This is a genomic window from Streptomyces sp. NBC_01017, from assembly GCF_045162795.1.
GTDB classification, from domain to species: domain Bacteria; phylum Actinomycetota; class Actinomycetes; order Streptomycetales; family Streptomycetaceae; genus Streptomyces; species Streptomyces machairae.
The window spans coordinates 9164945-9188171 of record NZ_CP108683.1 but is presented as its reverse complement, the minus strand read 5'-3'; the positions used below and the strand labels follow the sequence as shown (position 1 = coordinate 9188171).

General features: G+C 70.9%; 22 protein-coding genes and 1 pseudogene. 12 read left to right on the top strand and 11 right to left on the bottom strand.

Features of this window, described 5'->3' with window-relative positions:
- Positions 1–493 precede the first annotated feature (493 nt).
- Positions 494–961 carry a DUF5709 domain-containing protein gene (locus OG331_RS42110; protein ID WP_406206985.1) on the top strand — a complete coding sequence of 156 codons (468 nt, stop codon included), beginning with the start codon at positions 494–496 and terminating at the stop codon, positions 959–961.
- A 108-nt stretch (positions 962–1069) separates the two neighbouring features.
- On the top strand, positions 1070–1318 hold the full coding sequence (locus tag OG331_RS42105) for a type B 50S ribosomal protein L31 (protein ID WP_362379083.1): 249 nt from the start codon (positions 1070–1072) through the stop codon (positions 1316–1318).
- A gap of 113 nt (positions 1319–1431) precedes the next feature.
- On the opposite strand, the gene OG331_RS42100 is transcribed toward OG331_RS42105, so the two are convergent.
- Positions 1432–2226, bottom strand: a complete 795-nt coding sequence (locus tag OG331_RS42100; protein WP_383419229.1) for a metal-dependent hydrolase — start codon at positions 2224–2226, stop codon at positions 1432–1434.
- A 145-nt stretch (positions 2227–2371) separates the two neighbouring features.
- Between OG331_RS42100 and OG331_RS42095 the strand changes: the two genes are divergently transcribed.
- Both OG331_RS42095 and OG331_RS42090 read left to right on the top strand, forming a co-directional pair.
- Positions 2372–4885 (top strand): DEAD/DEAH box helicase, encoded by a 2514-nt coding sequence (locus tag OG331_RS42095; protein ID WP_406206981.1) that lies wholly within the window; start codon positions 2372–2374, stop codon positions 4883–4885.
- A gap of 19 nt (positions 4886–4904) precedes the next feature.
- Entirely contained in the window at positions 4905–5774 is an 870-nt protein-coding gene (locus OG331_RS42090; RefSeq protein WP_406206979.1) for an acyl-CoA thioesterase, read from the top strand.
- On the opposite strand, the gene OG331_RS42085 is transcribed toward OG331_RS42090, so the two are convergent.
- Positions 5761–6675 (bottom strand): DUF6397 family protein, encoded by a 915-nt coding sequence (locus OG331_RS42085; RefSeq protein WP_406206976.1) that lies wholly within the window; start codon positions 6673–6675, stop codon positions 5761–5763. The two genes, OG331_RS42090 and OG331_RS42085, sit on opposite strands and share 14 nt — an antisense overlap.
- Before the next feature lie 126 nt (positions 6676–6801).
- Positions 6802–7215, bottom strand: a complete 414-nt coding sequence (locus tag OG331_RS42080; RefSeq protein ID WP_328883211.1) for a roadblock/LC7 domain-containing protein — start codon at positions 7213–7215, stop codon at positions 6802–6804.
- A gap of 96 nt (positions 7216–7311) precedes the next feature.
- Here OG331_RS42080 and OG331_RS42075 point away from each other — a divergent pair, with 96 nt between their 5' ends.
- Positions 7312–7740 carry a PPOX class F420-dependent oxidoreductase gene (locus OG331_RS42075; protein ID WP_406206972.1) on the top strand — a complete coding sequence of 143 codons (429 nt, stop codon included), beginning with the start codon at positions 7312–7314 and terminating at the stop codon, positions 7738–7740.
- Between the two features lie 86 nt (positions 7741–7826).
- On the opposite strand, the gene OG331_RS42070 is transcribed toward OG331_RS42075, so the two are convergent.
- The 5 genes from OG331_RS42070 to OG331_RS42050 form a co-directional block, all read right to left on the bottom strand.
- Positions 7827–8432 (bottom strand): GTP-binding protein, encoded by a 606-nt coding sequence (locus tag OG331_RS42070; RefSeq protein WP_406206969.1) that lies wholly within the window; start codon positions 8430–8432, stop codon positions 7827–7829.
- A gap of 123 nt (positions 8433–8555) precedes the next feature.
- Positions 8556–8969 carry a DUF742 domain-containing protein gene (locus OG331_RS42065; RefSeq protein ID WP_406206966.1) on the bottom strand — a complete coding sequence of 138 codons (414 nt, stop codon included), beginning with the start codon at positions 8967–8969 and terminating at the stop codon, positions 8556–8558.
- Between the two features lie 22 nt (positions 8970–8991).
- Positions 8992–9429, bottom strand: a complete 438-nt coding sequence (locus OG331_RS42060; RefSeq protein ID WP_406206963.1) for a roadblock/LC7 domain-containing protein — start codon at positions 9427–9429, stop codon at positions 8992–8994.
- Positions 9426–11948 carry a nitrate- and nitrite sensing domain-containing protein gene (locus tag OG331_RS42055; protein ID WP_406206960.1) on the bottom strand — a complete coding sequence of 841 codons (2523 nt, stop codon included), beginning with the start codon at positions 11946–11948 and terminating at the stop codon, positions 9426–9428. The genes OG331_RS42060 and OG331_RS42055 overlap by 4 nt, the downstream gene beginning before the upstream one ends.
- 65 nt (positions 11949–12013) lie before the next feature.
- Complete coding sequence (locus tag OG331_RS42050; RefSeq protein ID WP_406206957.1) at positions 12014–12787, bottom strand: MHYT domain-containing protein; 774 nt, start codon at positions 12785–12787, stop codon at positions 12014–12016.
- Between the two features lie 152 nt (positions 12788–12939).
- Between OG331_RS42050 and OG331_RS42045 the strand changes: the two genes are divergently transcribed.
- Complete coding sequence (locus OG331_RS42045; RefSeq protein WP_406206954.1) at positions 12940–13539, top strand: class I SAM-dependent methyltransferase; 600 nt, start codon at positions 12940–12942, stop codon at positions 13537–13539.
- A 4-nt stretch (positions 13540–13543) separates the two neighbouring features.
- On the opposite strand, the gene OG331_RS42040 is transcribed toward OG331_RS42045, so the two are convergent.
- The gene (locus OG331_RS42040) at positions 13544–14299 is read right to left on the bottom strand and encodes an alpha/beta fold hydrolase (RefSeq protein WP_406206951.1); all 756 of its coding nucleotides are present in this window, start codon (positions 14297–14299) and stop codon (positions 13544–13546) included.
- 143 nt (positions 14300–14442) lie between these two features.
- Here OG331_RS42040 and OG331_RS42035 point away from each other — a divergent pair, with 143 nt between their 5' ends.
- Positions 14443–14967, top strand: coding sequence for a PadR family transcriptional regulator (locus OG331_RS42035; protein WP_406206948.1), 525 nt, complete (start codon positions 14443–14445; stop codon positions 14965–14967).
- Positions 14968–15005: 38 nt separating this feature from the next.
- Here the strand turns inward: OG331_RS42035 and OG331_RS42030 are convergent.
- A pseudogene (locus OG331_RS42030) lies at positions 15006–15333 on the bottom strand (DUF2236 domain-containing protein); the annotation flags it as partial.
- A gap of 126 nt (positions 15334–15459) precedes the next feature.
- On the opposite strand from OG331_RS42030, the gene OG331_RS42025 reads away from it, so the two are divergent.
- The 3 genes from OG331_RS42025 (at position 15460) to OG331_RS42015 (ending at position 18374) form a co-directional block, all read left to right on the top strand.
- Positions 15460–15756 (top strand): hypothetical protein, encoded by a 297-nt coding sequence (locus OG331_RS42025; protein WP_406206946.1) that lies wholly within the window; start codon positions 15460–15462, stop codon positions 15754–15756.
- 135 nt (positions 15757–15891) lie between these two features.
- Positions 15892–16773 carry a hypothetical protein gene (locus OG331_RS42020; protein ID WP_406206943.1) on the top strand — a complete coding sequence of 294 codons (882 nt, stop codon included), beginning with the start codon at positions 15892–15894 and terminating at the stop codon, positions 16771–16773.
- A 203-nt stretch (positions 16774–16976) separates the two neighbouring features.
- Positions 16977–18374 carry a tannase/feruloyl esterase family alpha/beta hydrolase gene (locus OG331_RS42015; protein ID WP_406206940.1) on the top strand — a complete coding sequence of 466 codons (1398 nt, stop codon included), beginning with the start codon at positions 16977–16979 and terminating at the stop codon, positions 18372–18374.
- Here the strand turns inward: OG331_RS42015 and OG331_RS42010 are convergent, their stop codons facing one another.
- Positions 18375–18557, bottom strand: a complete 183-nt coding sequence (locus tag OG331_RS42010) for a hypothetical protein (RefSeq protein ID WP_406206937.1) — start codon at positions 18555–18557, stop codon at positions 18375–18377.
- Positions 18558–18954: 397 nt separating this feature from the next.
- Here OG331_RS42010 and OG331_RS42005 point away from each other — a divergent pair, with 397 nt between their 5' ends.
- Both OG331_RS42005 and OG331_RS42000 read left to right on the top strand, forming a co-directional pair.
- Entirely contained in the window at positions 18955–21822 is a 2868-nt protein-coding gene (locus OG331_RS42005; RefSeq protein WP_406206935.1) for an SNF2-related protein, read from the top strand.
- Complete coding sequence (locus OG331_RS42000) at positions 21819–23120, top strand: SWF or SNF family helicase (protein WP_406206932.1); 1302 nt, start codon at positions 21819–21821, stop codon at positions 23118–23120. Before OG331_RS42005 ends, OG331_RS42000 begins: the two co-directional genes overlap by 4 nt.
- Positions 23121–23227 lie beyond the last annotated feature (107 nt).

Below are 23227 nucleotides of genomic sequence, written 5' to 3'. Positions count from 1 at the left end.
GGGCCGGGTGGACAGCCGGGACGGGCTGGGCCACCGGGCCACCGGGCCACCGGGCCACCGGGCCACCGGGCCACCGGGCCACCGGGCCACCGGGCCACCGGGCCACCGGGCCACCGGGCCACCGGGCCACCGGGCCGGAACGACCGGCGCCCGGGTATGGCGACCGTCGCCCGGAACACGGGGCGATGCAGTCGGGGCCTGCCCCGTCGCAGGCGGGGCGGAGGTAGGCCCGGGTCCGCTCGGCCCCGTGCGACGGGACGATCTCGGGGCCCGGAGATCCGGAGGCCCAGCCGTGGCCCCATCCCGCCGCACCGGAGCGCACCCGTGCCGTTGCGCCGGGGTGAAAAGGGGTGGAAGGCTGGATAGCGGCACCGGTTCGGGGAGCACCCGGGAACCACGCGGTTCGCGCCGGGTGCGGCTTGTGCCCCGCGCCGCGGCGGCCCGCCGTCGCCCGCGGTGAGTTCGGGCCCGTCCCCACCACCTGGAGGTACCCGTGAACAGCGCCGACGGATGGGGTGACGACGTCTACCAGCCCGACGCATCCGATCAACGCGAGGACACAGGGCTGCTCGACGCCGAGGACACCCTCGAGAACGACGGCGTCGACGACCCCCTGGACCGCGGCTGGTCCCCTCCGGAGCGACCCTGGGCGGTGGAGCACGCCGGTGTCACGGCCGCCGAGCGCCACCAGGGCGAGACCCTCGACCAGCGGCTCGCCGAGGAGCAGCCCGACCTGGTCGCCCACGACGGCGACGGCCTCGGCGACTCCGAGGGCACCGACGGGGAACTCGTCGACAACGAGGTCGGCGCCGCCCGCTCCGGCCGCCTCGTCGCACCCGACGAGGGCGTCCACGAGGACGAGGAGAGCGCGCTCGTCGCGACGGACGTGGGCATCGACGGCGCGGCGGCGTCCGCCGAGGAGGCCGCCATGCACATCGTCGACGAGGACACGTACGGCTGACCTCCGCGGTCCCTGCACGGCTGATCCCCGCAGCCCCCGGGCCACAGTCCCCGCGCCTTTGGCGCCACGTCGTCGGCCCTTGCCGATGCCGCAACACGAGGAGCTCGCATGCAGCAGGACAAGCACCCCGACTACCACGAGGTCGTCTTCCGCGACCGCGCCGCAGGCTACGCCTTCCTGACCCGGTCCACCGCGACCAGCGACCAGACCATCGACTGGGACGACGGCGAGACCTACCCGGTCGTGGACGTCGAGATCTCCTCCGAGAGCCACCCCTTCTACACCGGGAAGGCACGGACGGTGGACTCCGAGGGCCGGGTCGCGGCCTTCGAGCGGCGTTACGGCGGCGGAGCCTGACAGGGCGGCTGATCCGCAGAGCACACCTGACGTCCGGCCCGTCCCTTGGCCCGGCCGGTCACGGCCGGCCGCAGGCCGATCACCGGCGTCACGACCTGGACGCCACCGCCCGCTCAGATCACGTTGAGCGCCGCCGCGCAGCCCACCCCGCCCAGCACCATGAACACCGGCATCAGCACCTTGAGCTCGACCCAGCTGCCCGCCCGGAACCGCATGGCCTTCGGCGGACCCAGCGGGTACCAGCGCTTGCGGCCCACCGGAATCGGCCACAGGATCGGGCAGCCGGACACCGTCAGCGCATCGCCGATGTCGTGCACCAGCGCACCCAGCACGATTGGCAACCCAAGCCACAGGTACTCCTGGCCCGGCGCCGTGAACAGCCAGTCCGAGCCGTTGCCCGGCTTGTCCAGCACGCCCGCGATGATCCACGCGCTGGTCGCCGCCAGCAACCAGACGAGGACGTCGGCACTGGAGCCCCGGGTCGCACGCCACAGCAGGCCCTCGATGGCCAGCACCATGTGCGCGAACAGGATCGCCAGCACGGCCCAGCGGCCCCCGGTGATCGCCAGGGCGGAGGCGCCCCCGCCGATCATGACCGCCCACAGCCAGGTGTGCGTGAGCGTGCGATGCCCACCGGAGCGCCGCGGGTCGCCCTGCTTCTTCGTCGCCTTGTAGACCGCGTACGACAGCTTGTCGACGATCTCGCAGAGCCAGCGCGACAGCGGACCGAAGGCCCGCGAGATGGTGGCCGCCTTGTGATCGAGGTCCGGGGCGAGGGCGGCCCCGGCGCAGATCAGCGCGCCGGCGAGGAGGACCGGCCAGGGCATTCCGTGCCCGGCAGCGGCGGCCGCCGCTCCGACGCCGAGCCAGGCGGCAGCGCCCGACAGTGAGTGTGCTGGTCCCATCATCGGTGTTGCCCGCCCCATTCCTCGTGTGCCGCTGTCCAGTTGACCGGGTTCGCTGACGTGTCGTCGGCGACACAGCGTAGCGTTCGCGATCTTCGCGCCCGCAGCCGATTCCCCTCTGGGCCAGGACGGCAGGCAAGATGGGTGGGTGACCCTCATCGATCAGCTGCCGCCGACCGCCGACCCCGACGCCCTCTACGAAGCCTTCGAGTCGTGGGCCCAGGAGCGGGGTCTGACTCTGTACCCCCACCAGGAGGAGGCGCTGATCGAGGTGGTCTCCGGCGCGAACGTGATCGTGTCGACGCCCACCGGCTCCGGCAAGAGCATGATCGCCGCGGGCGCCCACTTCGCCGCGCTGGCCCGGGACGAGGTCACCTTCTACACCGCTCCGATCAAGGCGCTGGTCTCGGAGAAGTTCTTCGAACTGTGCAAGATCTTCGGCACCGAGAACGTCGGCATGCTGACCGGTGACGCGTCCGTCAACGCCGACGCTCCCGTCATCTGCTGCACCGCCGAGGTGCTCGCGTCGATCGCCCTGCGCGACGGCAAGCAGGCGGACGTCGGCCAGGTCGTCATGGACGAGTTCCACTTCTACGCGGAGGGGGACCGCGGCTGGGCCTGGCAGATCCCGATCCTGGAGCTCCCGCAGGCGCAGTTCATCCTGATGTCGGCGACGCTCGGCGACGTCTCGATGTTCGAGGAGGACCTCACCCGGCGCACCGGGCGCCCGACCTCGGTGGTCCGCTCGGCGACCCGTCCGGTGCCGCTGTCCTACGAGTACAAACTCACCCCGCTCACCGAGACCCTGACCGAGCTGCTGGAGACCAGGCAGGCGCCGGTCTACATCGTGCACTTCACCCAGGCTCAGGCCGTGGAGCGGGCGCAGGCGCTCATGAGCATCAACATGTGCTCGCGCGAGGAGAAGGACCAGATCGCCGCGCTGATCGGCAACTTCCGCTTCACCACCAAGTTCGGCCGCAACCTTTCCCGTTACGTCCGGCACGGCATCGGTGTCCATCACGCCGGCATGCTGCCGAAGTACCGGCGACTGGTGGAGAAGCTCGCGCAGGCCGGTCTGCTGAAGGTCATCTGTGGCACGGACACGCTCGGTGTGGGCGTCAACGTCCCCATCCGCACGGTGCTGTTCACGGCTCTGACCAAGTACGACGGCAGCCGCGTCCGTACCCTGCGCAACCGGGAGTTCCACCAGATCGCGGGCCGCGCCGGGCGCGCCGGCTTCGACACGGCGGGCTTCGTCGTCGCTCAGGGTCCCGAGCACGTCATCGAGAACGAGAAGGCGCTCGCGAAGGCCGGCGACGACCCGAAGAAGCGCCGCAAGGTCGTCCGCAAGAAGGCGCCCGAGGGCTTCGTCGGCTGGACGGAGAACACCTTCGAGAAGCTCATCGGCTCCGAACCGGAGCCGCTGACTTCCCGCTTCCGGGTCACGCACACCATGCTCCTGTCGGTGATCGCCCGACCCGGCAACGCCTTCGAGGCGATGCGGCACCTGTTGGAGGACAACCACGAGCCGCGCAAGCAGCAGCTGCGGCACATCCGGCGCGCGATCGCGATCTACCGTTCGCTGCTGGACGGCGGCATCGTCGAGAAGCTCGACGAGCCGGACGCCACGGGGCGCATCGTCCGCCTCACGGTCGACCTCCAGCAGGACTTCGCGCTGAACCAGCCGCTGTCCACCTTCGCGCTGGCCGCGTTCGAGCTGCTGGACCCGGAATCGCCCTCCTACGCCCTGGACATGGTGTCCGTCGTCGAGTCCACCCTGGACGACCCGCGGCAGATCCTGGTCGCCCAGCTGAACAAGGCGAAGGGCGAGGCCGTCGCCGCGATGAAGGCGGACGGCATCGAGTACGAGGAGCGCATGGAGCGCCTCCAGGACATCACGTACCCGAAGCCCATGGAGGAGCTGCTCTTCCACGCGTACGACACGTACCGCAAGAGCCACCCCTGGGTCGGCGACCACCCGCTGTCGCCGAAGTCCGTCATCCGGGACATGTACGAACGCGCCATGTCCTTCACGGAGCTGGTGTCCTTCTACGAGCTGGCCCGCACCGAGGGCATCGTGCTGCGCTACCTCGCAAGCGCCTTCAAAACCCTCGACCACAACATCCCCGACGACCTCAAGTCCGAGGATCTGCAGGACCTGATCGAGTGGCTCGGCGAGATGGTGCGCCAGGTCGACTCCAGCCTGCTCGACGAGTGGGAGCAGCTGGCCAACCCGGAGGAGATGACCGCCGAGGAGGCTCAGGAGAAGGCCGACGAGGTCAAGCCGGTCACCACCAACGCCCGCGCCTTCCGCGTCCTCGTCCGCAACGCCATGTTCCGTCGCGTCGAGCTCGCCGCCCTCGACAACGTCGAGGAACTGGGTGAGATGGACGCCGACGCCGGCTGGGACGCGGATGCATGGGGCGAGGCGATGGACAAGTACTGGGACGAGTACGAGGACCTCGGCACCGGCCCCGACGCTCGCGGCCCCAAGCTGCTGGTGATCGAGGAGGAACCGGCGAACCATCTGTGGCGGGTCCGCCAGATCTTCGACGACCCGAACCGCGACCATGACTGGGGCATCAGCGCGGAGATCGACCTCACTGCCTCCGACACGGAGGGCCGCGCCGTGGTCCGTGTCACCGCCGTAGGCCAGCTGTGAGCACAGGAGAATCCCACTCATGACGACGAACCCGGCCGAGAGACTCGTCGACCTGCTCGACCTGGAGCAGATCGAGGTCAACATCTTCCGCGGCCGCAGCCCGCAGGAGTCCCTGCAGCGGGTCTTCGGCGGCCAGGTGGCGGGCCAGGCGCTGATCGCCGCGGCGCGCACCACGGACGGGGACCGTCCGGTGCACTCGCTGCACGCGTACTTCCTGCGCCCGGGGCGGCCGGGCGTGCCGATCGTGTACCAGGTCGAACGGGTGCGGGACGGCAGGTCGTTCACGACCCGCCGGGTCACCGCCGTGCAGCAGGGGCGCACGATCTTCAATCTCACCGCCTCCTTTCACAAGCCTGAGCAGGGGAGCTTCGAGCATCAGCTGCCGCCGGCACGCAAGGTCCCGGACCCGGATTCACTGCCGACGGTCACCGAGGAGATCCGGGAACATCTGGGCACGCTGCCCGAACAGTTGGAGCGGATGGCGCGCCGTCAGCCCTTCGACATCCGCTACGTGGACCGGCTGCGCTGGACCGACGAGGACGTCAAGGGTGCCGAGCCGCGAAGTGCCGTGTGGATGCGCGCGGTCGGGCCGCTCGGCGACGACCCGGTCGTGCACACCTGCGCGCTGACCTACGCCAGCGACATGACGCTCCTGGACGCCGTCCGGATCCCGGTCGAACCGCTGTGGGGACCCCGGAGTTTCGACATCGCGTCGCTGGATCACGCCATGTGGTTCCACCGGCCGTTCCGCGCGGACGAGTGGTTCCTGTACGACCAGGAGTCGCCGATCGCGACCGGCGGACGGGGCCTCGCGCGTGGGCGGATCTACGACATCGAGGGACGCCTGCTGGTGTCCGTCGTCCAGGAGGGACTGTTCAGGGCGTTGTAGCCCGCGGAGCCTTGCGCCGGAGCCAGCTCAGCAAGCCGCGCGGTGGCTCCGGCTCCACGGGCTGGGACGCACCGAGGTGCCGTGTCTGGCGCGCTGGATCCGGGGCCCGCTTCGCTGCCGGACGCGGCGCGGGCCGCCTCTCTCGCGCTTCCTCCAGAACCGCCGTCAGTTCGGCCCGCAGCAGGCTGATCTCGTCCGGGTCGTCCGCCGTCATGAGCCTCTCGGCGATGAGCGCGGAGGGTGAACCCGGTGCGCCGGACGCCGGTGGGCCTGGGCGGAAGCGGTTGACGTGGGAGCGCTCATAGGGGTCGGGGACGAGCTCGGCGATCTGGACGGGTTCGAGGAAGGCGGCCAGCGCGCCGGCGCTCTCCCACGGGTGCTCGGCCAGTCGAAGCAGGAATCCACGATGGCGGCCCCGCCAGTTGCGCGGACGCAGATCCACCCCCGCATCCAGCATGCCGCGCAGTCCTTCGGGCATACGCCGGTCGTGCAGCAGTGGGCCGTTCTTCCCGTCGGCGGCGAACTGCTTGAGCTCCTCGGCCAGATACAGCCAGACCACGGCTCGATAGCGGTTCAAATACCATTTCACCGGCGCCACCAGGCCCAGCCGTGCGAGGCGTGTGAACCTTCCGGGGGACACGTGGATGAGGTCCGCGCCCTCGGTCGTGCCCACCACCCGCACACGGTCCACCAAGGACTCCGGGAAACCCAGCCCCGAACTCACCCGGTCGATCTCGGACCGCGGGACACGCCGGGCCCCGCTTCCCTCGTCGGGCACGGTCCGGATGAGGCCGAGATGGATGGCGAGGTCCAGCTCGCCTCGTTTCACCCCCAGTTCCCGGGCTGCGCGGCTCGGCGTGCAGGACAGGAGGTGCGGTTTCGTAATGGTGTCGCCTGACATGGTCGATCTCCCCCGTGGAGTCGGTTGCTCACGCTCTGTGCGTTCGCCGTGACAAAACCGTAGCCGCTCGGCCGGATCTCGTGGCGAGCCTGTGGATAACTCCGCGGGGGACGATGAACCAGCAGGTCAGAGGTCTGTGAGAGGTGCCCGCTCGGGCTGTCGGGCGTCCACGTCGAGGTGCTCACCGACCCGGTTGACGAGCAGGGTCATCTCGTAGGCGATCTGGCCGATGTCGACCTCCGCGCCGCTGAGCACGCACAGGCAACTGCCGGTACCCGCCGCCGTCACGAACAGCACGGCGTCGTCGAACTCGACCATCGTCTGGCGAACCTTGCCCGCGCCGAAGTGCCGTCCGGAACCCTTGGCCAGGCTGTGCAGCCCGGACGAGACGGCGGCGAGGTGCTCGGCGTCCTCGCGTCGCAGTCCCGTGCTCGCGCCCGTCACCAGACCGTCGTTGGACAGCACCAACGCGTGCCGCACATGGTCGACGCGCTCAGTCAGGTCGTCCAGGAGCCAGCCAAGTCCCTGGTTCTGCGCCATGATCCGGTCTCCCCGTGTAGATGTCTCCCCCTGCGCTGGAGGAACTCTTCGCCACCCTTCCCGACGATCCGGCCCTCGGGCAAGGAGGATGGGGGCATGGCGAAGAAGATGACCGATGAGGAATGGCGGGCATTCGTCTCGCAGGGCACACGCACCGGAAAGCTGTCGACCGTGCGAGCCGACGGGAGTCCGCATGTGGCGCCGATCTGGTTCGTGCTCGACGGGGAGGATCTGGTGTTCAACACCGGCAAGTCGAGTGTCAAGGGACGCAATCTTGTCCGCGACGGCCGGCTGGCGCTGTGCGTGGACGACGACCGGCCGCCGTACGACTTCGTGGTGCTGCAGGGCCGCGCCCGGATTTCGGAGGATCTCGACGAGCTGAGGCACTGGGCAAGTCGTATCGGGGCGCGCTACATGGGCGAGGAGCGCGCGGAGGAGTTCGGGGCCCGCAACGGCGTACCGGGTGAACTCCTCGTCCGCGTCACGATCGACAAGGTCCTGGCGGAGAAGGGCGTCGCCGAATAGCGGCGGAGCGAACGCCGATCGAAACAGGGCCGGCAGCGGCTGAGGCACCAGTCGGCTCAGGAGGCCGGCCGGACCCTCGGAGCCAGTCAGCCCACCGAGTCGAGCAGCCGGGCGGTGTGCATCCGCCCGGCGTACTCGACGAGCCGGATCAGCACCTCCTTCCCCGAGTCGCGGTCGCGGGCGTCGCAGAGCACCACGGGCGTTCCCCGGTCCAGGTCGAGGGCGCGTGAGACGTCTTGTGCGCCGTAGCTGCGGGCGTCCGCGAAGCAGTTGACGGCCACGACGAACGGGATGTGCCGGTGCTCGAAGTAGTCCACTGCGGGGAAGCAGTCCTCCAAGCGCCGAGTGTCGGCGAGGACCACGGCGCCGAGGGCCCCCTGTGACAGTTCGTCCCAGAGGAACCAGAAGCGGTCCTGGCCGGGGGTGCCGAAGAGGTAGAGGGACAGGCCGGACCGGATGGTGATACGCCCGAAGTCCATGGCGACCGTCGTGGTGACCTTGTGGTCCACGCCGTCGGTGTCGTCCACCCACTGCCCGGCTTCGCTTAGCAGTTCTTCGGTGCGCAGCGGCCTGATCTCGCTGACCGCGCCCACCAGGGTGGTCTTGCCCACGCCGAATCCGCCGGCGACAAGTATCTTCAACGCGAGCGCGGCGGTCTCACCGTCGGTGGCGTCGGAGTGCTCGGAGACCATCGTTCACTTCTCTCGGGAGTGCCGGTATCGGTCGAGGTCACTGTGCGAAGTCAGCATCATGACAACTGCTGCTGCCCTTCGTGGCGTTGGACCGCTTCTTGCCGCCTGGTTCCGAAATGTCATCTACAGCGCCCGCAATCCTTCGATGACCTCGCGCAGAATCCATTCGTCAGGAAGCTGTGCCGGAGGTACCGGACGGCTGACGGTGACGCAGCCGAGTTCCAGGAGGTCCCCCAGGAGCACCCTGACGACCCCTACAGGCAGATCGGCGCCTGCGGCGAGTTCGGCGACCGACTGGGTCTCCGGTCGGCAGAGTTCGATGAGGGCCCGGTGTTCCGGCCCGAGCGCGGTGTCGTCGTCGGCAGCGGGCGCGGCGGCGTCCAGGGTGACGAGGGCGATCAGATCGAAGGGCACGCCCGTGGGGCCGGGTCTGGTGCGCCCGCCCGTCATGGCGTACGGACGGACAAGGGGCCCGGCCTCGCCGTCGTACCACTGGCTGCCCTGCTCTCGCGGGGTGCCCGTCGTGTCCTCGTTCATATGCGCGGACCGCCCTTCCGGCTCATCCCGCCGCGGGCGGTCGCGCGGCGGCGCGTGTCGGCGTGTAGAGGTGCTCGCCGACGCGCTTGACGAGTCGTGCCATCTCGTACGCCACCAGTCCGATGTCGGCGGTCACGGCGGTGAGGACGGCGAGACAGGAGCCGTCGCCGGCGGCCGCCACGAACAGGAAGGCGTCGTCCATCTCCACCATGGTCTGCCGCACGCCGCCGGCGCCGAAGTGGCGGCCGGCGCCCTTGGCCAGGCTGTGGAAGCCGGAGGCGACCGCGGCGAGGTGCTCGGCGTCCTCACGGCGGAGGTCGCTGGAGGCGCCCACGGCGAGCCCGTCGTTGGACAGCACGACGACGTGCCGTACCTCACCCACGCGCAGTACCAAGTCGTCCAGCAGCCATTGGAGTTCACCGGACCGCTGGGCGGCCCTCATGCTCGGATCCTGCATCATGCGGGGTCTCCTTCGCTGCTGTCGCTGCGGGCTCTGGAATCGGGCGTGGCGCCGCTACCGGGCTGCCTGCCGCCGCCGCGCACCCAGCCTTCGCGGTAGGCGGCCATGCGGTCCCGGACGAGTTCGGGTGTGCGACGGCCATCGTCGTCGGAGGCGGTCGTCCCTGCCGCCTCGTCGGGGCGTCCCTCGCGCAGTTGGGGGGCGAGGTTCGCCTGCCGTACGCGGCGTGGGAGGTCGTCGGAGGCTGCGGAGTCGTCCGGGGGTCGGTGCAGTCGCAAGGTGGTGACTCCCGGAGGTGGGGTGTCGGTGTGGGGCTGCGCCGCTGCCGGTGCGGGAGCCACCAGCGCGGGCCGGTCGGCGACCGCGTGGACGGCCTCCTGGTGCGGCTCGGCGGCGGGCACACGCGCGTACTCGTGTTCGGCGTGCCGATCGGTGCCCGCCGACTTCTCGGGGGAACGTTCCTCCGTGGCGTTGTGCAGCAGGGCCGTGGGCAGTAGGACGACCGCGGTGGTGCCGCCGTAGGGCGAGGTGCGCAGATGCACCTTGATGGCGTGCCGGGACGCGAGTCTGCTGACCACGAAGAGGCCGAGCCGGTCGCTGTCGAACAGGTCGAGTGCCTCGGACTGTTCGATGCGCCGGTTGGCCTCGGCGAGTGTCTCCTTGCCCATGCCGAGGCCGCGGTCCTCGACCTCGACGGCATAGCCGTTGCCGACGGGCTCGCCGGTGATGCGCACACGCGTGTGGGGAGGCGAGAACTGGGCGGCGTTCTCGACGATCTCGGCCAGCAGGTGGGTGAGGTCGGCGACGGCAGCGCCGATGACGGACGCCTCGGGTAGCTGCCGTACCTCCACGCGCGCGTAGTCCTCGACTTCGGAGACTGCGGCGCGGACCACGTTCGTCAGGGAGACCGGCATCCGCCACGCCCGCCCGGGTGCCGCCCCGGAGAGGATGATCAAGCTCTCGGCGTGGCGTCGCATGCGGGTGGTGAGGTGGTCCAGCCGGAAGAGGTCGCTGAGTTCGTTCGGGTCGTCTGAGCGCCGCTCCATGCTGTCCAGCAGGCTCAGTTGACGGTGCACGAGGACCTGGCTGCGGCGGGCGAGGTTGACGAAGACGCCGGAGATGCCGCTGGCGAGTTCGGCGCGCTCGACGGCGGCGCGGAGCGCGGCTCGGTGGACGGTGCTCAGGGCCTCGCCGACCTGACCGGTCTCGTCCTCGGCGGGCGGTCCGGGCGGCGCCTCGGCCCGGATGTCGATCTCCTCGCCGGCGCGCAGCTTCCGCATGGCCTCGGGGAGTTTGCGCCGGGCGATTTCCAGGGCACTGTTGCGCAGGCTCACCAGCTCGATGACGAGGCCGCGACCGATGCGGACGGAGATCACGAGTGAGGCGGCTACGGCGGCGAGACCGAAGAGCACAGCGGCGCCGGCCGGGGTCAGCAGACCGCGGGTGAAAGGGTCGGCGCGATCTGCGACGCCGCGCCCGGCGTCCTGCTCGATCGTCCGCATCGCGTCCTGCACGCGTGCGTGTGCCTGACCCCAGGTGGCTTCCCCGGCCGCGTCGATCGCCCGCGCGCCCGGTGCGGTGGCCAGGACCCTGTCCTCGACTGCGGCCACGGTCGCGTAGGCGCTGCCCTCGGCGAGGCTCTGCCAGGCCGCGCCCTCCGGGCCGCGCAGATCGCCGACGGCCGCCTCGATGAGGGTACGGCGGGTGTCGACGGCGCCGGTGAACAGCCGCAGCCGCTCGCCGTCGAGGCGCCCGGCGAGACGTGCGCTGTCCAGCACCACGTCCTCCTGCGCCAACGCCTCGCCCGCGCGGGCGAATTCGAGCAGTACGCGCGCGTCGGAGCCAAGCTCGGCGTCCTGGATGCCGGTGAGCGCGCCGCCCACCGAGAACGCGCTCGCGATGGTCGTCGTGTACCGCCCGTACGCCTCGTCCCAGCCGGCGCTGCGGTCCAGAACGGCACTTCGTACGGTGCTCAGCTGCTCGGCGCCGCTGACGAAGGCCTCAAGTCGCCGGGCCACTCCGGCCGGGAGTTCCTCGCCGTCGGCGACCGTGTTCCGGTCGCCGAGCCGCAGCCGCGCCACCGCTTTGTCGGTGTCCTGCGCGAGCTTCTTGAAGTCGTCGCTCTGTCCGGCGGACGGGTCGGTCGCGTAGCGCACGGCGGCCTCGCGTTCCGCCTGCAGGGCAGCGACGGCAGTTGCGGCGGGCGCCCTGACCCCGGAGTCGACGCGCTGCAACTGGCGCAGCCTGGAGACGTCCTGGGCGGTCGTGACGGTGGCGTGGGCCCACAGGGCCAGAAGCGAGACGACCGGCACCATCAGCAGGCAGACGATCTTGGCTCGGACGGTGCGCGGACGGATGCGCCAACGCTCCGCGCGCGTGGGTATGTCGTCGGGCGCCGCGCCCAGGCTCTCGTCCGGGCCTTCGTCGGCCGGCGGTCCGGCATGGGCGCGGCGACCGCGCGCGGGGGGCGATGACGGCGTCCCGGCGCCGGCTGCGGTGGTCCTACGGGGTGTACGCATGGCCTCCTCGCTCGGAAGTGGTTCGGGGCGGGTGTTCCCGGGCCGTCCTCGGTCCGGGCCCGCCGCTAGCCCGCGACGCGCTCGACCGCTCCCTGGGCCGACGCGGATGCCGCGCGCTCCCCCGTGGTGGGCGACAGCGCGACGAAGGCGGAGGTCAGGAAGAGGTAGGACCCGAGGCCGACGGCGAGGGGGAAGATGAACTGCATCGCCGTGGCCCCGGGCAGGACATCACCGGCGGGCGTGACGTCCACGCCGACCGCGAACATCCCGGTGTAGTGCATGCTGCTGACCGCCGCGCCCATGATCAGGGAGGCGATGGTGACGGCGACGGGCGACTTAATGTTGAGCGCCGCCCACAGGGCCGCCGTCGCCGCGACGACGGCGATCAGGACGGAAACTCCGACGAGGGCGGGGTCGTAGGTCACGTCGCCGTGGAGTCGTACGGCGGCCATGCCCAGGTAGTGCATGCTCGCGACGCCGAGCCCGGTGGTGAGCCCACCGAGGAACAGCGCGCGGGTCCGGTCACGGCTGTATCCGACCGCGAAGACGCCTGCACAGACGACGGCCATGGCGACGAGGAGGCTCACGATGGTGAGCGGCACGTCGTAGCGGATGTCGGTGCCGCTGACGCTGAAGCCCAGCATGGCCACGAAGTGCATGGTCCAGATGCCGGTGCCGATCGCCGAAGCGGCGGTGATGAGCCAGTTGCGGCGCGACCGGCCGGTGGCGCCGAGGGCGCGGACGGTGCAGCGAAGTCCCAGCGCGGCGCCTATGCACGCCATCGCATAAGACAGAACGGGGGTCAGCCAGCCGAGGGCGGCGTGGTCCAGGTGTCCCATGGCCCAGGGACGCTAGCCGGGGCAGGGGCGCGCGAGGGGGGCGCATTTCGAAAGCTGTTGGAATATGACACGGAGATGCAGCGGAACGATCGCGTCACGCTCGAACGTGTGCACAGCGGCGTCATCCGTGCCGGTGAGGGATCATGCGGAGCATGAGCGACGACCACACACATGTGCAGGAGTTCTTCGGGGCCCGCGCCGCCCGCTGGGACAGTCGGTTCCCCGACGACGGGCCCGCCTACGCGGCTGCGGCCGCCGCGCTCGGACTGCGCGAGGGGGATCGCGTGCTCGACGCCGGCTGCGGCACAGGGCGCGCCCTGCCGCCGCTGCGTGCCGCTGTGGGGCCCTCGGGGGTGGTCCTCGGGGCTGATCTGACCCCCGCCATGCTGGAGGCCGCCGTACGGGCCGGACGCGGCGCGGACGGGCAGTTGCTGCGCACCGACGTGGCCGCGCTGCCGCTGCGGTCGGAGTCGCTCGATGCCGTGTTCGCGGCCGGCCTCATCGCGCACCTGCCCGATCCGGCGCAGAACTTGCGGGAGTTGGCACGTGTGGTGCGCGCCGGTGGCACCCTCGCTCTGTTCCACCCGATCGGCAGGGCGGCGCTGGCGGCACGCCAGGGCAGGCAGGTCACCCCGGACGACCTGCGGGCCGAGCCCAACCTCCGGCCATTGCTGGCGGGGTCGGGGTGGCGCATGACGTCGTACGTCGACGAGGACGACCGTTTCCTGGCGCTGGCCGTGCGGGAGTCCTGAGGTCTCAGCTCTGCCCGGCGACGGCCGCCACAAATGCGTTCGGGTTGTCGAGCATGACGTTGTGGCCGGCACCGGGCACGGTCACCACGCGTATGCCCGCAGCCTCCAGGGCTGCACTGCCCGGGAGTTCACCCGTGAGCTCGCCCTGAAGGTACACGCGGTCGATCGTCAGTCCTTCGAGGATGTCGCGCATGATCGGCTCGGAACCGTGCCGCAGCCCGACTGCGCTGCGGTACAGGGCGCGCGGGTCGGCCAAGCGCATGGTCGCAGCCCACAGGGGCCCGACCGCTTCCAGCACGTGCGCGTGCGCCTCACCGACGAACTCCTCCTCCTCATAGGCCGTGATCCACGTGCTCCCGGCACTGGGCGGAGGCGAGGCGTCGAGGTTGGCCTCGGTGAGTACCAGCCGGGAGACGAGGTCGGGCCGTCGGTGGGCCAACACAATGGCGACGGAGCCGCCCATGCTGTGCGCAATCAGCTCCGCGCCGCTCACCCCCGCCGCGTCCAGAGCCGCGGCCAAGGCGTCGGCGTGGTCCTCCAGCCGGTAGCCGAAGCCCTCGGGCCGGTCGCTGATGCCATGCCCCGGCAAATCGACGAACAGACTTCGTCGCCCTGCGAGTTCGGGCCGGGCTGCGATATGGGCGTGGTAAACGGAGGAGACCGACCCCAGCCCGTGCACATACACGCGCGCGGGTTCCTCTCCCGGCGCCTCCGTCCAGCGGATACAGCTGCCCTTGCCGTCGAACTCGGCCTGCCTCATCGCGTCCTCCTGGGTACCTGGTCGGCCACGCCTTGCCGACTTCGTCATGCCGATGAACTCAACGATATACATCGGCGCCGATGTATCAATAGTTCGATGTATACCAAGTCGGATGTACAGCGGATGTGAGCGAGAATGTCAGCATGCTGGAGCTCGCCATCCTCGGATTCCTCTACGACACACCGCTCCACGGCTATGAGCTGCGCAAACGCCTCACGGCGCTGACGGGGCACGTGAAACCGGTCGCCGAGAGCACGCTGTACCCCGCCATCAAGCGGCTGGAGAAGACCGGCCTGCTCGCCCGCACCACGGAGCCCGGGGCAGTGGCTGCTCCGCGTCATGTCCTGACGTTGACCCAAGGGGGCCAACAGGAACTGCGCCGCCGACTTGCCGAGCCCGACCCGCGCGACATCAGCGACGAGAACCGGTGGTTCACGGTGCTCGCCTTCCTGCGGCACCTGGACGACTCGGCTGCCCAGTCGGCAGTACTGCGACGCCGGCTGGCCTTCCTCGAAGAGCCCGCAAGCTTCTTCTACGACGGCGACCGGCCCCTTGCCGCCGAGGAGCTGGACGATCCCTTCCGGCGCGGCATCCTGACCATCGCGCGGGCTACCTCCCGGGCCGAACTCAGATGGCTGCGCGAGACGATCGCCTCACTCGACGGCTGACGGGCCGATCGGCCGCACGGGCCGCCGCGGACGCCGGGAGGCATGACGACGAACGTGCACAGTACGTACCGCATGTCGTCGTTGCTGATGTCGTAGCTGCCGGGCATCTGGTTGATCCGACGGATACCGTGCGACCCTGCTCACTGTCGAACCCGTGCTCGACGACGGCACCCAGGATCAGCGAGGTGTCGTCTCAGCGCTTCCGTGTGCGGTCGGCCAGCTCGGCCGTCTCGGCGAGCAGCCGACCGATGGCGGGCACGGCCTACGTGCGGTAGAGCCCGAGTTCGAGCGCCGCGTGAAGTCCCAGGGGAATTCGTACGCCGAGCTGAGCCGGTAGATCTCCGAGGCTTCGCGGAACGGGTCCATCCGCCGGATCTGTTCGAGCCGCTCGAAGCCCTTCACCGTGCTGTCCCCCTTCTGTCGCCTAGGCTCCAACTCTACGTTGGGTATTGGAAGATGAAAGATCAGTCACGCAGGGGGAAGGCGATCAATATGTGGAGCAGGGTGCGCGAGTCGGGTGCGAGAGTTCTCCGCTCATTTCGCATGGAGCCGGACACCGGCAAGGACAGGCACGCACACAATCTGTTCGAGGCCGCCGCCGTGTATGTGTCGGCCTGCGCGGAGGACGACCAGGAGCAGATCGACGAGGCCGCCGGCTGGGTGTCTCCGGAAGCGCTGTCGTTCGGGGTGAGCGAACTGGCGTGCCGGGCCGTCATCGCGCTGGCACGGGAACGCGACGAGTCGCCGCAGACCGTCGCCCGGACCCTCCTCGGACTCCCGGCGGCCTGACGTCGCGGACGATCTCGGTCGATTCGCCCCGACCAGTCGGAAAGCTGCAGCTCCGGGTGCGCCTGGGAGTCGTGACAAGCGGCTTCCGGTCGCACTAGGGTGCGCGCCGTTGGACGAACCGATGGGGAGGCTGGGATGGCAGAGACGGACGAGGAGGCCGTCGCCGCCGCGGACGATGCGCTGTACGTGCTCACGGCGGTGCTGCTGACGCCGGCGAAGTTCCCGAGCGTGCTGGGCGACGACTACCCGGAGGCCTGCGCGGCGCTCGGTCTCGCGCCGCTCGCCGACGGATACGGCCTGGTCATCGGCCAGGACGGCGACGGCGCCCGGTGGACGGTCGTCATCGACGACGTCTCCTTGGTCGCGGTCGCCATCGCGTCCTGGGACTGCGGCATGGAGTACGACCTGTCGCCCGACGAACGTACGGTCGTGGCCGCGCTGCCCGGCTGGCCCCTCGCGGTGGCCGTCGCCGCCCCGAATGTGCCCGCCCCGCACGATCCCGAGCCCGACATCGCAGACGGTCCGCCACTCACACCGCCGGACACGAGCGTGTGGGGGCCGGCCCAGCGGCGCCTGGGCGCCGACGAGATCGCCCTGCAGTGGGCGGTGTGGCGCGAGCAGATCGACGACGCCGACTTCGCGACGCCGGGCGCCGGCGCGGACGCCGCCAAGGACACGAACGACGCCGAGGACCAGGGACCAGAAGCCGAGAACGCCGAGAACGCCGAGACAACCGAGAAGCAGGGCGGCCACAGCGGTATCCGGCGGGTCCTCGCCGAGGCACGCGCGTACGTGGAGTCCCCGCCGCCCCTCGGTCGCGTCCGGTCCTCCTTCGCCTCGGGCGACGCACGGACCCTGCGCGCGGACGGGCCCGGCTGGTCGCTGGTCGCCAGGACCGACGACATCGCCTTCGTACTCCTCGACGACGAGCCCGGCGAGGTCCTGCCGGTGGGTCGCGGGGCGGAGCTGCCCGGGCTTCTGGAAGCGCTCGACAAGATGGCGGTACGTCCTTCCTGAGCCCTCCCGACGCCCTCCTGACCTGCGCACCGAGCGGCGCGGCAGTGCGCCCGGACAGAACTGCCGATGTCTGGTGGCCCCATTCGGCGACAGCGTCACATGTGGCCCCAACCCATGGATGGCACGGCTGCAGGACCGCACCATGAGGCAGCCTTCACGGCTCCGCTCCCTCATGTGCCCGTCCCTTCCGCCAGGAGGCCGTCATGCGCCTGTCCCGAGGTCTTCCGTTCCTCACCGCCACGCTGCTGGCCGGCGCCCTCAGCTGGCCGACTCCCGTAGCGGCCACGGCAGCCGGCGAGCAGCACTGCACACGTCAGGAACGCGTACGGGTGCCCGGAGCGGACCACCAACAGAGCGCCTGCCTCCCGGATCTGACCACGTCGGGACTCGCCGGCACGCCGTACACCGACATGGCCGACCAGGCCGGGCTCACGGCACGGGGCACCCGGACCCCGACGGGGGTGCCCGGTATTCAGATCGACGGCTACTTCCCGGACTCCTCCCGCTTCAACGCCACGCACGGATGGCGTCACGACGCACAGTTCGTGATCCGGCTGCCGGACCGCTGGAACGGCGGGCTGGTCGTCACCGGCGCCCCCGGCACCCGCAGGCAGTACGCGACGGACACAGCGGTCTCCGATCAGGTCCTCGCACTGGGCTACGCCTACGCGGCGACGGACAAGGGCAACAACGGCTCGGACTTCTACCGCGACGGCAAGCGGCCGGGTGATGCGGTCGCCGAGTGGAACGCGCGCACCACTCAGCTCACCCGGGCCGCCCGCAAGGCGGTGGCACAGCGCTACGGGCAGGCTCCCCGTCGCACGTACATAACCGGCATCTCCAACGGTGGCTACCTCACCCGCTGGCAGCTGGAGAACCATCCCGAGCTGTACGACGGTGGCGTGGACTGGGAGGGCGCCCTGTGGACCGCGGACGGCCCCAACCTGCTCACCTCCCTGCCCACCGCGGTGGCACGCATACTCGGCTCCGCACGGGACGAGGACCTGTACGCGGTCGGCTTCGCGCGCGGCTCCGAATTTCTGTGGCCCTATCACGAGCAGGCCTACTGGGGCGTCACGCAGAAGATCTACCGCGCCGAGTTCGACCCGGCGTACGACCCCGGTTGTCCCGGCCCGTCCGCCGGGACCACGCCGGAGCAGATCCTGGCACCGTGCGCCTCCGATGCCGCGTACGACTACGCGTCGCGTCCGGCGTCCGTCCGTCGCGCCGTGGCCCGCGTCGCTCTGACCGGGCGCATCGGAAGACCGCTGATCACGCTGCACGGCGATCTGGACGCGCTGCTGCCGAAAGCAGCCGACTCGGACGTCTACGCACACATGGTCGACGCGAGCGGGCGAGGCCCACTGCACCGGTACTTCACGATCGCGGGCGGCACGCATGTCGACGGGCTGTACGACACCTATCCGGACCGGCTCCGGCCGATCCTGCCCTGCTACCGGTCGGCCTTCGACACGCTGGTCGCGTGGGTGGAGCGGGGCACCCGACCGCCCGCGGACCGTACCGTCGGCAGGCCCGCGAGCGGCGATGTGCTCAATTCGTGCGCGCTGTCCACCCCGGCCGCACCGACGGCCGGGCGATGATCAGCGACCGAGCTCCTTGCGCGTGGAGCGGCGCAGCCTGCGCCGCTGTGACGGGTCGAGCGCGAGGTAGGCGGCGGCCGGGACTCCCAGGACTATCAGGAGCGCGGCCCACCAGGGCAGCCAGATCAACAGGATGAGACCGGCCGCCACACCTCCCGCGGCGATCTTCGCGTTCTTCGACATGTGCGTCGCCTCCTTCGCGGCCACTGCCGCTCTCTGTCCTGAAAACGGGCCCGCGCTTCCAGCGGTTCCGAACCGCGACCCTGAGACGACCCTGAGGTGCGGCCCCTACTGGTCCCGGAGCTCCGGCGCCGACCGAAGTCCGATGTCCGCTGCCCGACGCCTGACGCCGACGCGTGACGCCCGACGCGTGACGCGTGACGCGTGACGCCCACGCCCACGCCCACGCCCAGTGTCCGCTGTCCGAGGCCGATCGACCCGCCGGATTCCGTACAAGGGGGATACCCACGCCGACCGGAGAGTGACCCGGGTCACATCCGGCATTTCGGATGGGCCGCCGAGTGCTGTACCCTCGGCCCCTCAATCCAGAGTAGTCAAGTTTGAGGAGTGCTGCAGAGCTGTGCCGAGGCTTCCCGAGGCAACACCGTTCGAGATCTCTGACCTGGCCGGGTGCTGTGCCGTGTTCGTACCCGGTGACCCGGCCCGCACCGGCCGGGTCGCCTTCTGGCGAGCCGACGGGGGCACCGTTCAGCTCGCCGCAGCCGGATCCGCCGAGGAAGCGGCCGTCGAGGACCTGACCGTCGCCCTGCCCGGCGATGACGGTGTCGAGCTGGTGAGCGTGCCGGCCGTCCTGCTGCCGGTGCGCGCCGCCCTGCCTGTGCTCACGCGTGCACGGGCGTCCGCGCAGGCTCACCGAGCGGGCGTCTTCTGGGGCACGGCGGCTGTGCTCGCCCTGCAACTCGTCGCACGCGGACTGCTCTTGCCCGGCCTCTCGGCGGACGATCACGACGCCTGGCGAGCCGGTCCCCTGCAACCCGAGGACGTCGAACGTGTTCGCGCCCTCGCCGCCGCGATGCCACCCGAGGCGCACGCCGTGCCGCTGGGCGACGTGGAGCCGCTGATGCTGCCGGATCCGGAGCGGCTGCTGCGGGCCTTCCTGGACGCGGTCACCGACGCACTCCCCCGCTCCCCCGCCGCGAAGCTCATCACAGGCGGTCCCTCCTACGCGGCCCAGGAGCCGCAGCGCCTGCCCGAACAGCGCGCATGGGCAGCCGATGTCGCCGCAGGCCACGACGCGGGCGTACGGCTCTCCCTGCGGCTCGAAGTGCCCGGCCTCGGCAGGGCGACGCAGGATGACGGGGCACTGTCGTTCCGGGCTGTTCTGCAGCTGCACAGCGTGAGTGATCCGGCGCTGGTCGCGGACGCCGCCACCGTGTGGGCGGCGCCCGGCGCCTTCGGCCCACGTGCGCGGCTGGACGCCCTGCTGGCACTGCGCCGCGCAGCTCGCGCCTGGGCACCGCTTGCGCCGTTGCTGTCTGCGGCCGTGCCGGACGCGGTGGAACTGGCCGACGACGAGGTGACCGACCTCCTCCAGGAGGGTGCTCGAACCCTCGCCGGAGCCGGCGTCGACGTGCACTGGCCCAAGGAGCTGACCCGCAACCTCACCGCCCGCGCGGTGATCGGCCCGCCGGACGAGGAGTCCGCGCCGGGCAGAGTGTCCTCGGACACCCCGTCGTTCCTGGCCGCCGACGCGCTGCTCGCCTTCAACTGGTGGTTCGCCCTGGGCGACCAGCGACTCACGCGCGAGGAGCTGGACCGTCTGGCGGAGGCGAACCGCCCCGTGGTGCGGCTTCGTGACCAGTGGGTCCTCGTCGATCCTCAGGAGGTACGCCGCGCCCGCGCGCAGCAGGACCACAAGGTGACGCCCATCGACGCGCTCGGCGCCGCGCTGACGGGCTCCACCGAGGTGGACGGCCGCCAAGTGGAGGTCCGGCCCACGGGCTGGCTGGCGGCGCTGCGCGAGCGCCTCGCGGACCCGGAGGGTCAGGAACCGGTGGCCCAGCCTGCCGCGCTCGCGGCCACACTGCGGGACTACCAGCGGCGCGGCCTGAGCTGGCTGGCCCGGATGACATCCCTCGGCCTGGGCTGCTGTCTGGCCGACGACATGGGTCTCGGCAAGACGATCACGTTCATCGCGCTGCATCTGCACCGGCAGTCCGACGACTCGTCCGCCGGTCCGACGCTGGTCGTGTGTCCGACCTCCCTGATGGGCAATTGGCAGCGCGAGATCGAGAAGTTCGCGCCCGGCACGCGCGTGCGCCGCTTCCACGGGTCACGGCGTGACCTGGCTGCCCTGGCGGACGGGGAGTTCGTGCTCACCACATACGGCACGATGCGGCTGGACGCGCGTCGGCTCGCCGAGGTGCCCTGGGGCATGGTCGTGGCGGACGAGGCCCAGCATGTGAAGAACCCGTACTCCGCGACCGCGCGGGAGCTGCGCTCGATCGGCGCACGCGCGCGCGTGGCGCTCACCGGCACCCCCGTGGAGAACAACCTGTCGGAACTGTGGGCGATTCTCGACTGGACGACGCCCGGCCTGCTGGGCCGCCTCGGCACCTTCCGCACGCGGTACGCCCAGGCCGTCGAGGGCGGCCAGGATCCGGCTGCCGCCGAGCGACTCGCCCGGCTGGTACGCCCGTTCCTGCTGCGCCGACGCAAGTCGGATCCGGGGATCGCGCCGGAGCTCCCGCCGAAGACGGAGACCGATCGCGCCGTGTTCCTCACCACGGAGCAGACCGGTCTGTACGAGGCAGTGGTCCGCGAGACGCTCGCGGAGATCTCCGGCGCCGACAGCATGGCGCGGCGCGGCCTGATCGTGAAGCTCCTGACGGGCCTGAAGCAGATCTGCAACCACCCGGCGCAGTTCCTCAAGGAGGAGCGGCCGAGGATCGCCGGGCGCTCGGGGAAGCTGGAGCTGCTGGACGAGTTGCTCGACACCATCCTCTCCGAGGGGGCGAGCGTCCTGGTCTTCACGCAGTACGTGCGCATGGGGCGCCTCATCGAACAGCATCTGGCGGCTCGTGGCTTGCCCTCTCAGTTCCTGCACGGCGGAACACCTGTGGCCGAACGCGAGGCCTTGGTTCGGCGCTTCCAGGACGGTGAAGTGCCCGTCTTCCTGCTGTCCTTGAAGGCCGCGGGAACCGGCCTGAACCTCACCCGCGCCGAGCATGTCGTGCACTACGACCGCTGGTGGAACCCCGCGGTCGAGGCGCAGGCCACCGACCGCGCGTACCGCATCGGCCAGACCCGGCCCGTACAGGTGCACCGGCTGATCGCCGAGGGAACCATCGAGGACCGTATCGCCGAGATGCTGAGCCGCAAGCGGAAGCTGGCCGCCGCGGTGCTCGGCGCGGGCGAGGCGGCGCTCACCGAGCTGACGGATGCGGAGCTGGCCGATCTGGTGGAACTGCGAGGGGGCGCCCGATGAATCGACACGACGGTGACATGGAGCGCACGTTCGCCGCGCTGCCGCCCGCGCACGGGCGGGGATTCGCACAGACGTGGTGGGGACAGGCCTGGCTGCAGGCGCTGGAGGAGTCGGCACTGGACTCGGGGCAGCTCAAGGCCGGCCGCAGGCTCGCACGCGCGGGAGCCGTCGGCGCGGTGTCGGTGCGTCCCGGCCGCATCACGGCGATTGTGCAGGGCCGCGACCGTACGGCGCACCGGGCCGACGTGCTGCTGGAGGAGCTGTCCGCAGAACAGTGGGACCGCTTTCTGGACATGGCCGTCGAGCGGGCCGGGCATGTCGCCGCGTTGCTGGACCGCGACATGCCACCGCACCTGGTGGAGGACGCGGCCGCCAGGGGCATCGAACTGCTGCCGGGCATGGGTGATCTGGAGCCCGAGTGCGGCTGCGGCGCCTGGGACCACTGCGGGCACACGGCGGCCCTCTGCTACCAGGTGGCACGGCTGTTGGACCAGGACCCCTTCGTCCTGCTGCTGATGCGCGGACGGGGCGAGCGCGACCTCCTGGACGACCTGCAGGCCCGCAGCGCCGCCCCCGCGACCCCGTCGTCCGAAGCGTCCGAGGCGTCCACCTCTCCCGATGCGGAGGGCGTGGATGCCTCTGAGGCGTATGCGACCGGCGACATCCTGCCGCCGCTGCCCGAGCTGCCCGAGCTGCCCGCTGAGCCGGGAGTGCCGCCGTCCTTGGACACCGAGACGCCGCCCGCGCCCGGCGTCGATCCGGCTGCCTTGGAGTTCCTGGCTGCCCGGACCGCCGCCGAAGCGCACCGCATGCTCGCGGAAGCGCTGCGGCCGGGTCCGGGACAGCGGGTCGTGGAAGCGGAGTTGACGCTCGACCAGGACGCGGTGCGCCTCGCCGCGGGCGCCCCTCTCGCCGACGTGGCGGAGCGACTGGCCGACGGATCGGGACGCGGCCGGGAAGGACTGGTGACGGCCGTACGCGCCTGGCAACTCGGAGGAGTCGTCGCGCTGTCCGTGCTCGACGAGGAGTGGACCGTCGAGGGCGAGAGGCTCGCACGCGCGCGTGCCGCCCTGGACTCCGCCTGGGACGAGGACGAACGGCCGTCGCTGCGAGCGAAGGGCAACCGCTGGACTGTCGTCGGCGCGCCGCGTCAGCTGCGCCTGGGACAGGACGGACGGTGGTGGCCGTACCGCAAGGAAGGGAGCCGCTGGGTGCCCGCAGGGGGCCCTGCGCAGGATCCGGCAACGGCTCTGGCCGCGGCGCAGGCTGGCACCGAGGAGGCGTCCTCACAGCCGTAGGTCATGCCGGGCGGCTCCGATGAGCACCCCTCCTGCAGCACGACGTCCGGCGAACGGGCATGGCTGCTGGGCGGGTTCGATGGACTGAGAGCGACCTCGGCTCGGCT

Bases quoted from the DNA above. Each gene is read 5' to 3' on its own strand.
- OG331_RS42010 (WP_406206937.1), bottom strand. From the start codon at position 18,557: ATGTCGAAGAACGCGAAGATCGCCGCGGGAGGTGTGGCGGCCGGTCTC.
- OG331_RS42020 (WP_406206943.1), top strand. From the start codon at position 15,892: ATGGCAGAGACGGACGAGGAGGCCGTCGCCGCCGCGGACGATGCGCTG.
- OG331_RS42015 (WP_406206940.1), top strand. From the start codon at position 16,977: ATGCGCCTGTCCCGAGGTCTTCCGTTCCTCACCGCCACGCTGCTGGCC.
- OG331_RS42075 (WP_406206972.1), top strand. From the start codon at position 7,312: ATGGCGAAGAAGATGACCGATGAGGAATGGCGGGCATTCGTCTCGCAG.
- OG331_RS42035 (WP_406206948.1), top strand. From the start codon at position 14,443: ATGCTGGAGCTCGCCATCCTCGGATTCCTCTACGACACACCGCTCCAC.
- OG331_RS42105 (WP_362379083.1), top strand. From the start codon at position 1,070: ATGCAGCAGGACAAGCACCCCGACTACCACGAGGTCGTCTTCCGCGAC.
- OG331_RS42025 (WP_406206946.1), top strand. From the start codon at position 15,460: ATGTGGAGCAGGGTGCGCGAGTCGGGTGCGAGAGTTCTCCGCTCATTT.
- OG331_RS42085 (WP_406206976.1), bottom strand. From the start codon at position 6,675: ATGTCAGGCGACACCATTACGAAACCGCACCTCCTGTCCTGCACGCCG.
- OG331_RS42070 (WP_406206969.1), bottom strand. From the start codon at position 8,432: ATGGTCTCCGAGCACTCCGACGCCACCGACGGTGAGACCGCCGCGCTC.
- OG331_RS42100 (WP_383419229.1), bottom strand. From the start codon at position 2,226: ATGATGGGACCAGCACACTCACTGTCGGGCGCTGCCGCCTGGCTCGGC.
- OG331_RS42090 (WP_406206979.1), top strand. From the start codon at position 4,905: ATGACGACGAACCCGGCCGAGAGACTCGTCGACCTGCTCGACCTGGAG.
- OG331_RS42065 (WP_406206966.1), bottom strand. From the start codon at position 8,969: ATGAACGAGGACACGACGGGCACCCCGCGAGAGCAGGGCAGCCAGTGG.
- OG331_RS42055 (WP_406206960.1), bottom strand. From the start codon at position 11,948: ATGCGTACACCCCGTAGGACCACCGCAGCCGGCGCCGGGACGCCGTCA.
- OG331_RS42000 (WP_406206932.1), top strand. From the start codon at position 21,819: ATGAATCGACACGACGGTGACATGGAGCGCACGTTCGCCGCGCTGCCG.
- OG331_RS42080 (WP_328883211.1), bottom strand. From the start codon at position 7,215: ATGGCGCAGAACCAGGGACTTGGCTGGCTCCTGGACGACCTGACTGAG.
- OG331_RS42050 (WP_406206957.1), bottom strand. From the start codon at position 12,787: ATGGGACACCTGGACCACGCCGCCCTCGGCTGGCTGACCCCCGTTCTG.
- OG331_RS42040 (WP_406206951.1), bottom strand. From the start codon at position 14,299: ATGAGGCAGGCCGAGTTCGACGGCAAGGGCAGCTGTATCCGCTGGACG.
- OG331_RS42060 (WP_406206963.1), bottom strand. From the start codon at position 9,429: ATGATGCAGGATCCGAGCATGAGGGCCGCCCAGCGGTCCGGTGAACTC.
- OG331_RS42045 (WP_406206954.1), top strand. From the start codon at position 12,940: ATGAGCGACGACCACACACATGTGCAGGAGTTCTTCGGGGCCCGCGCC.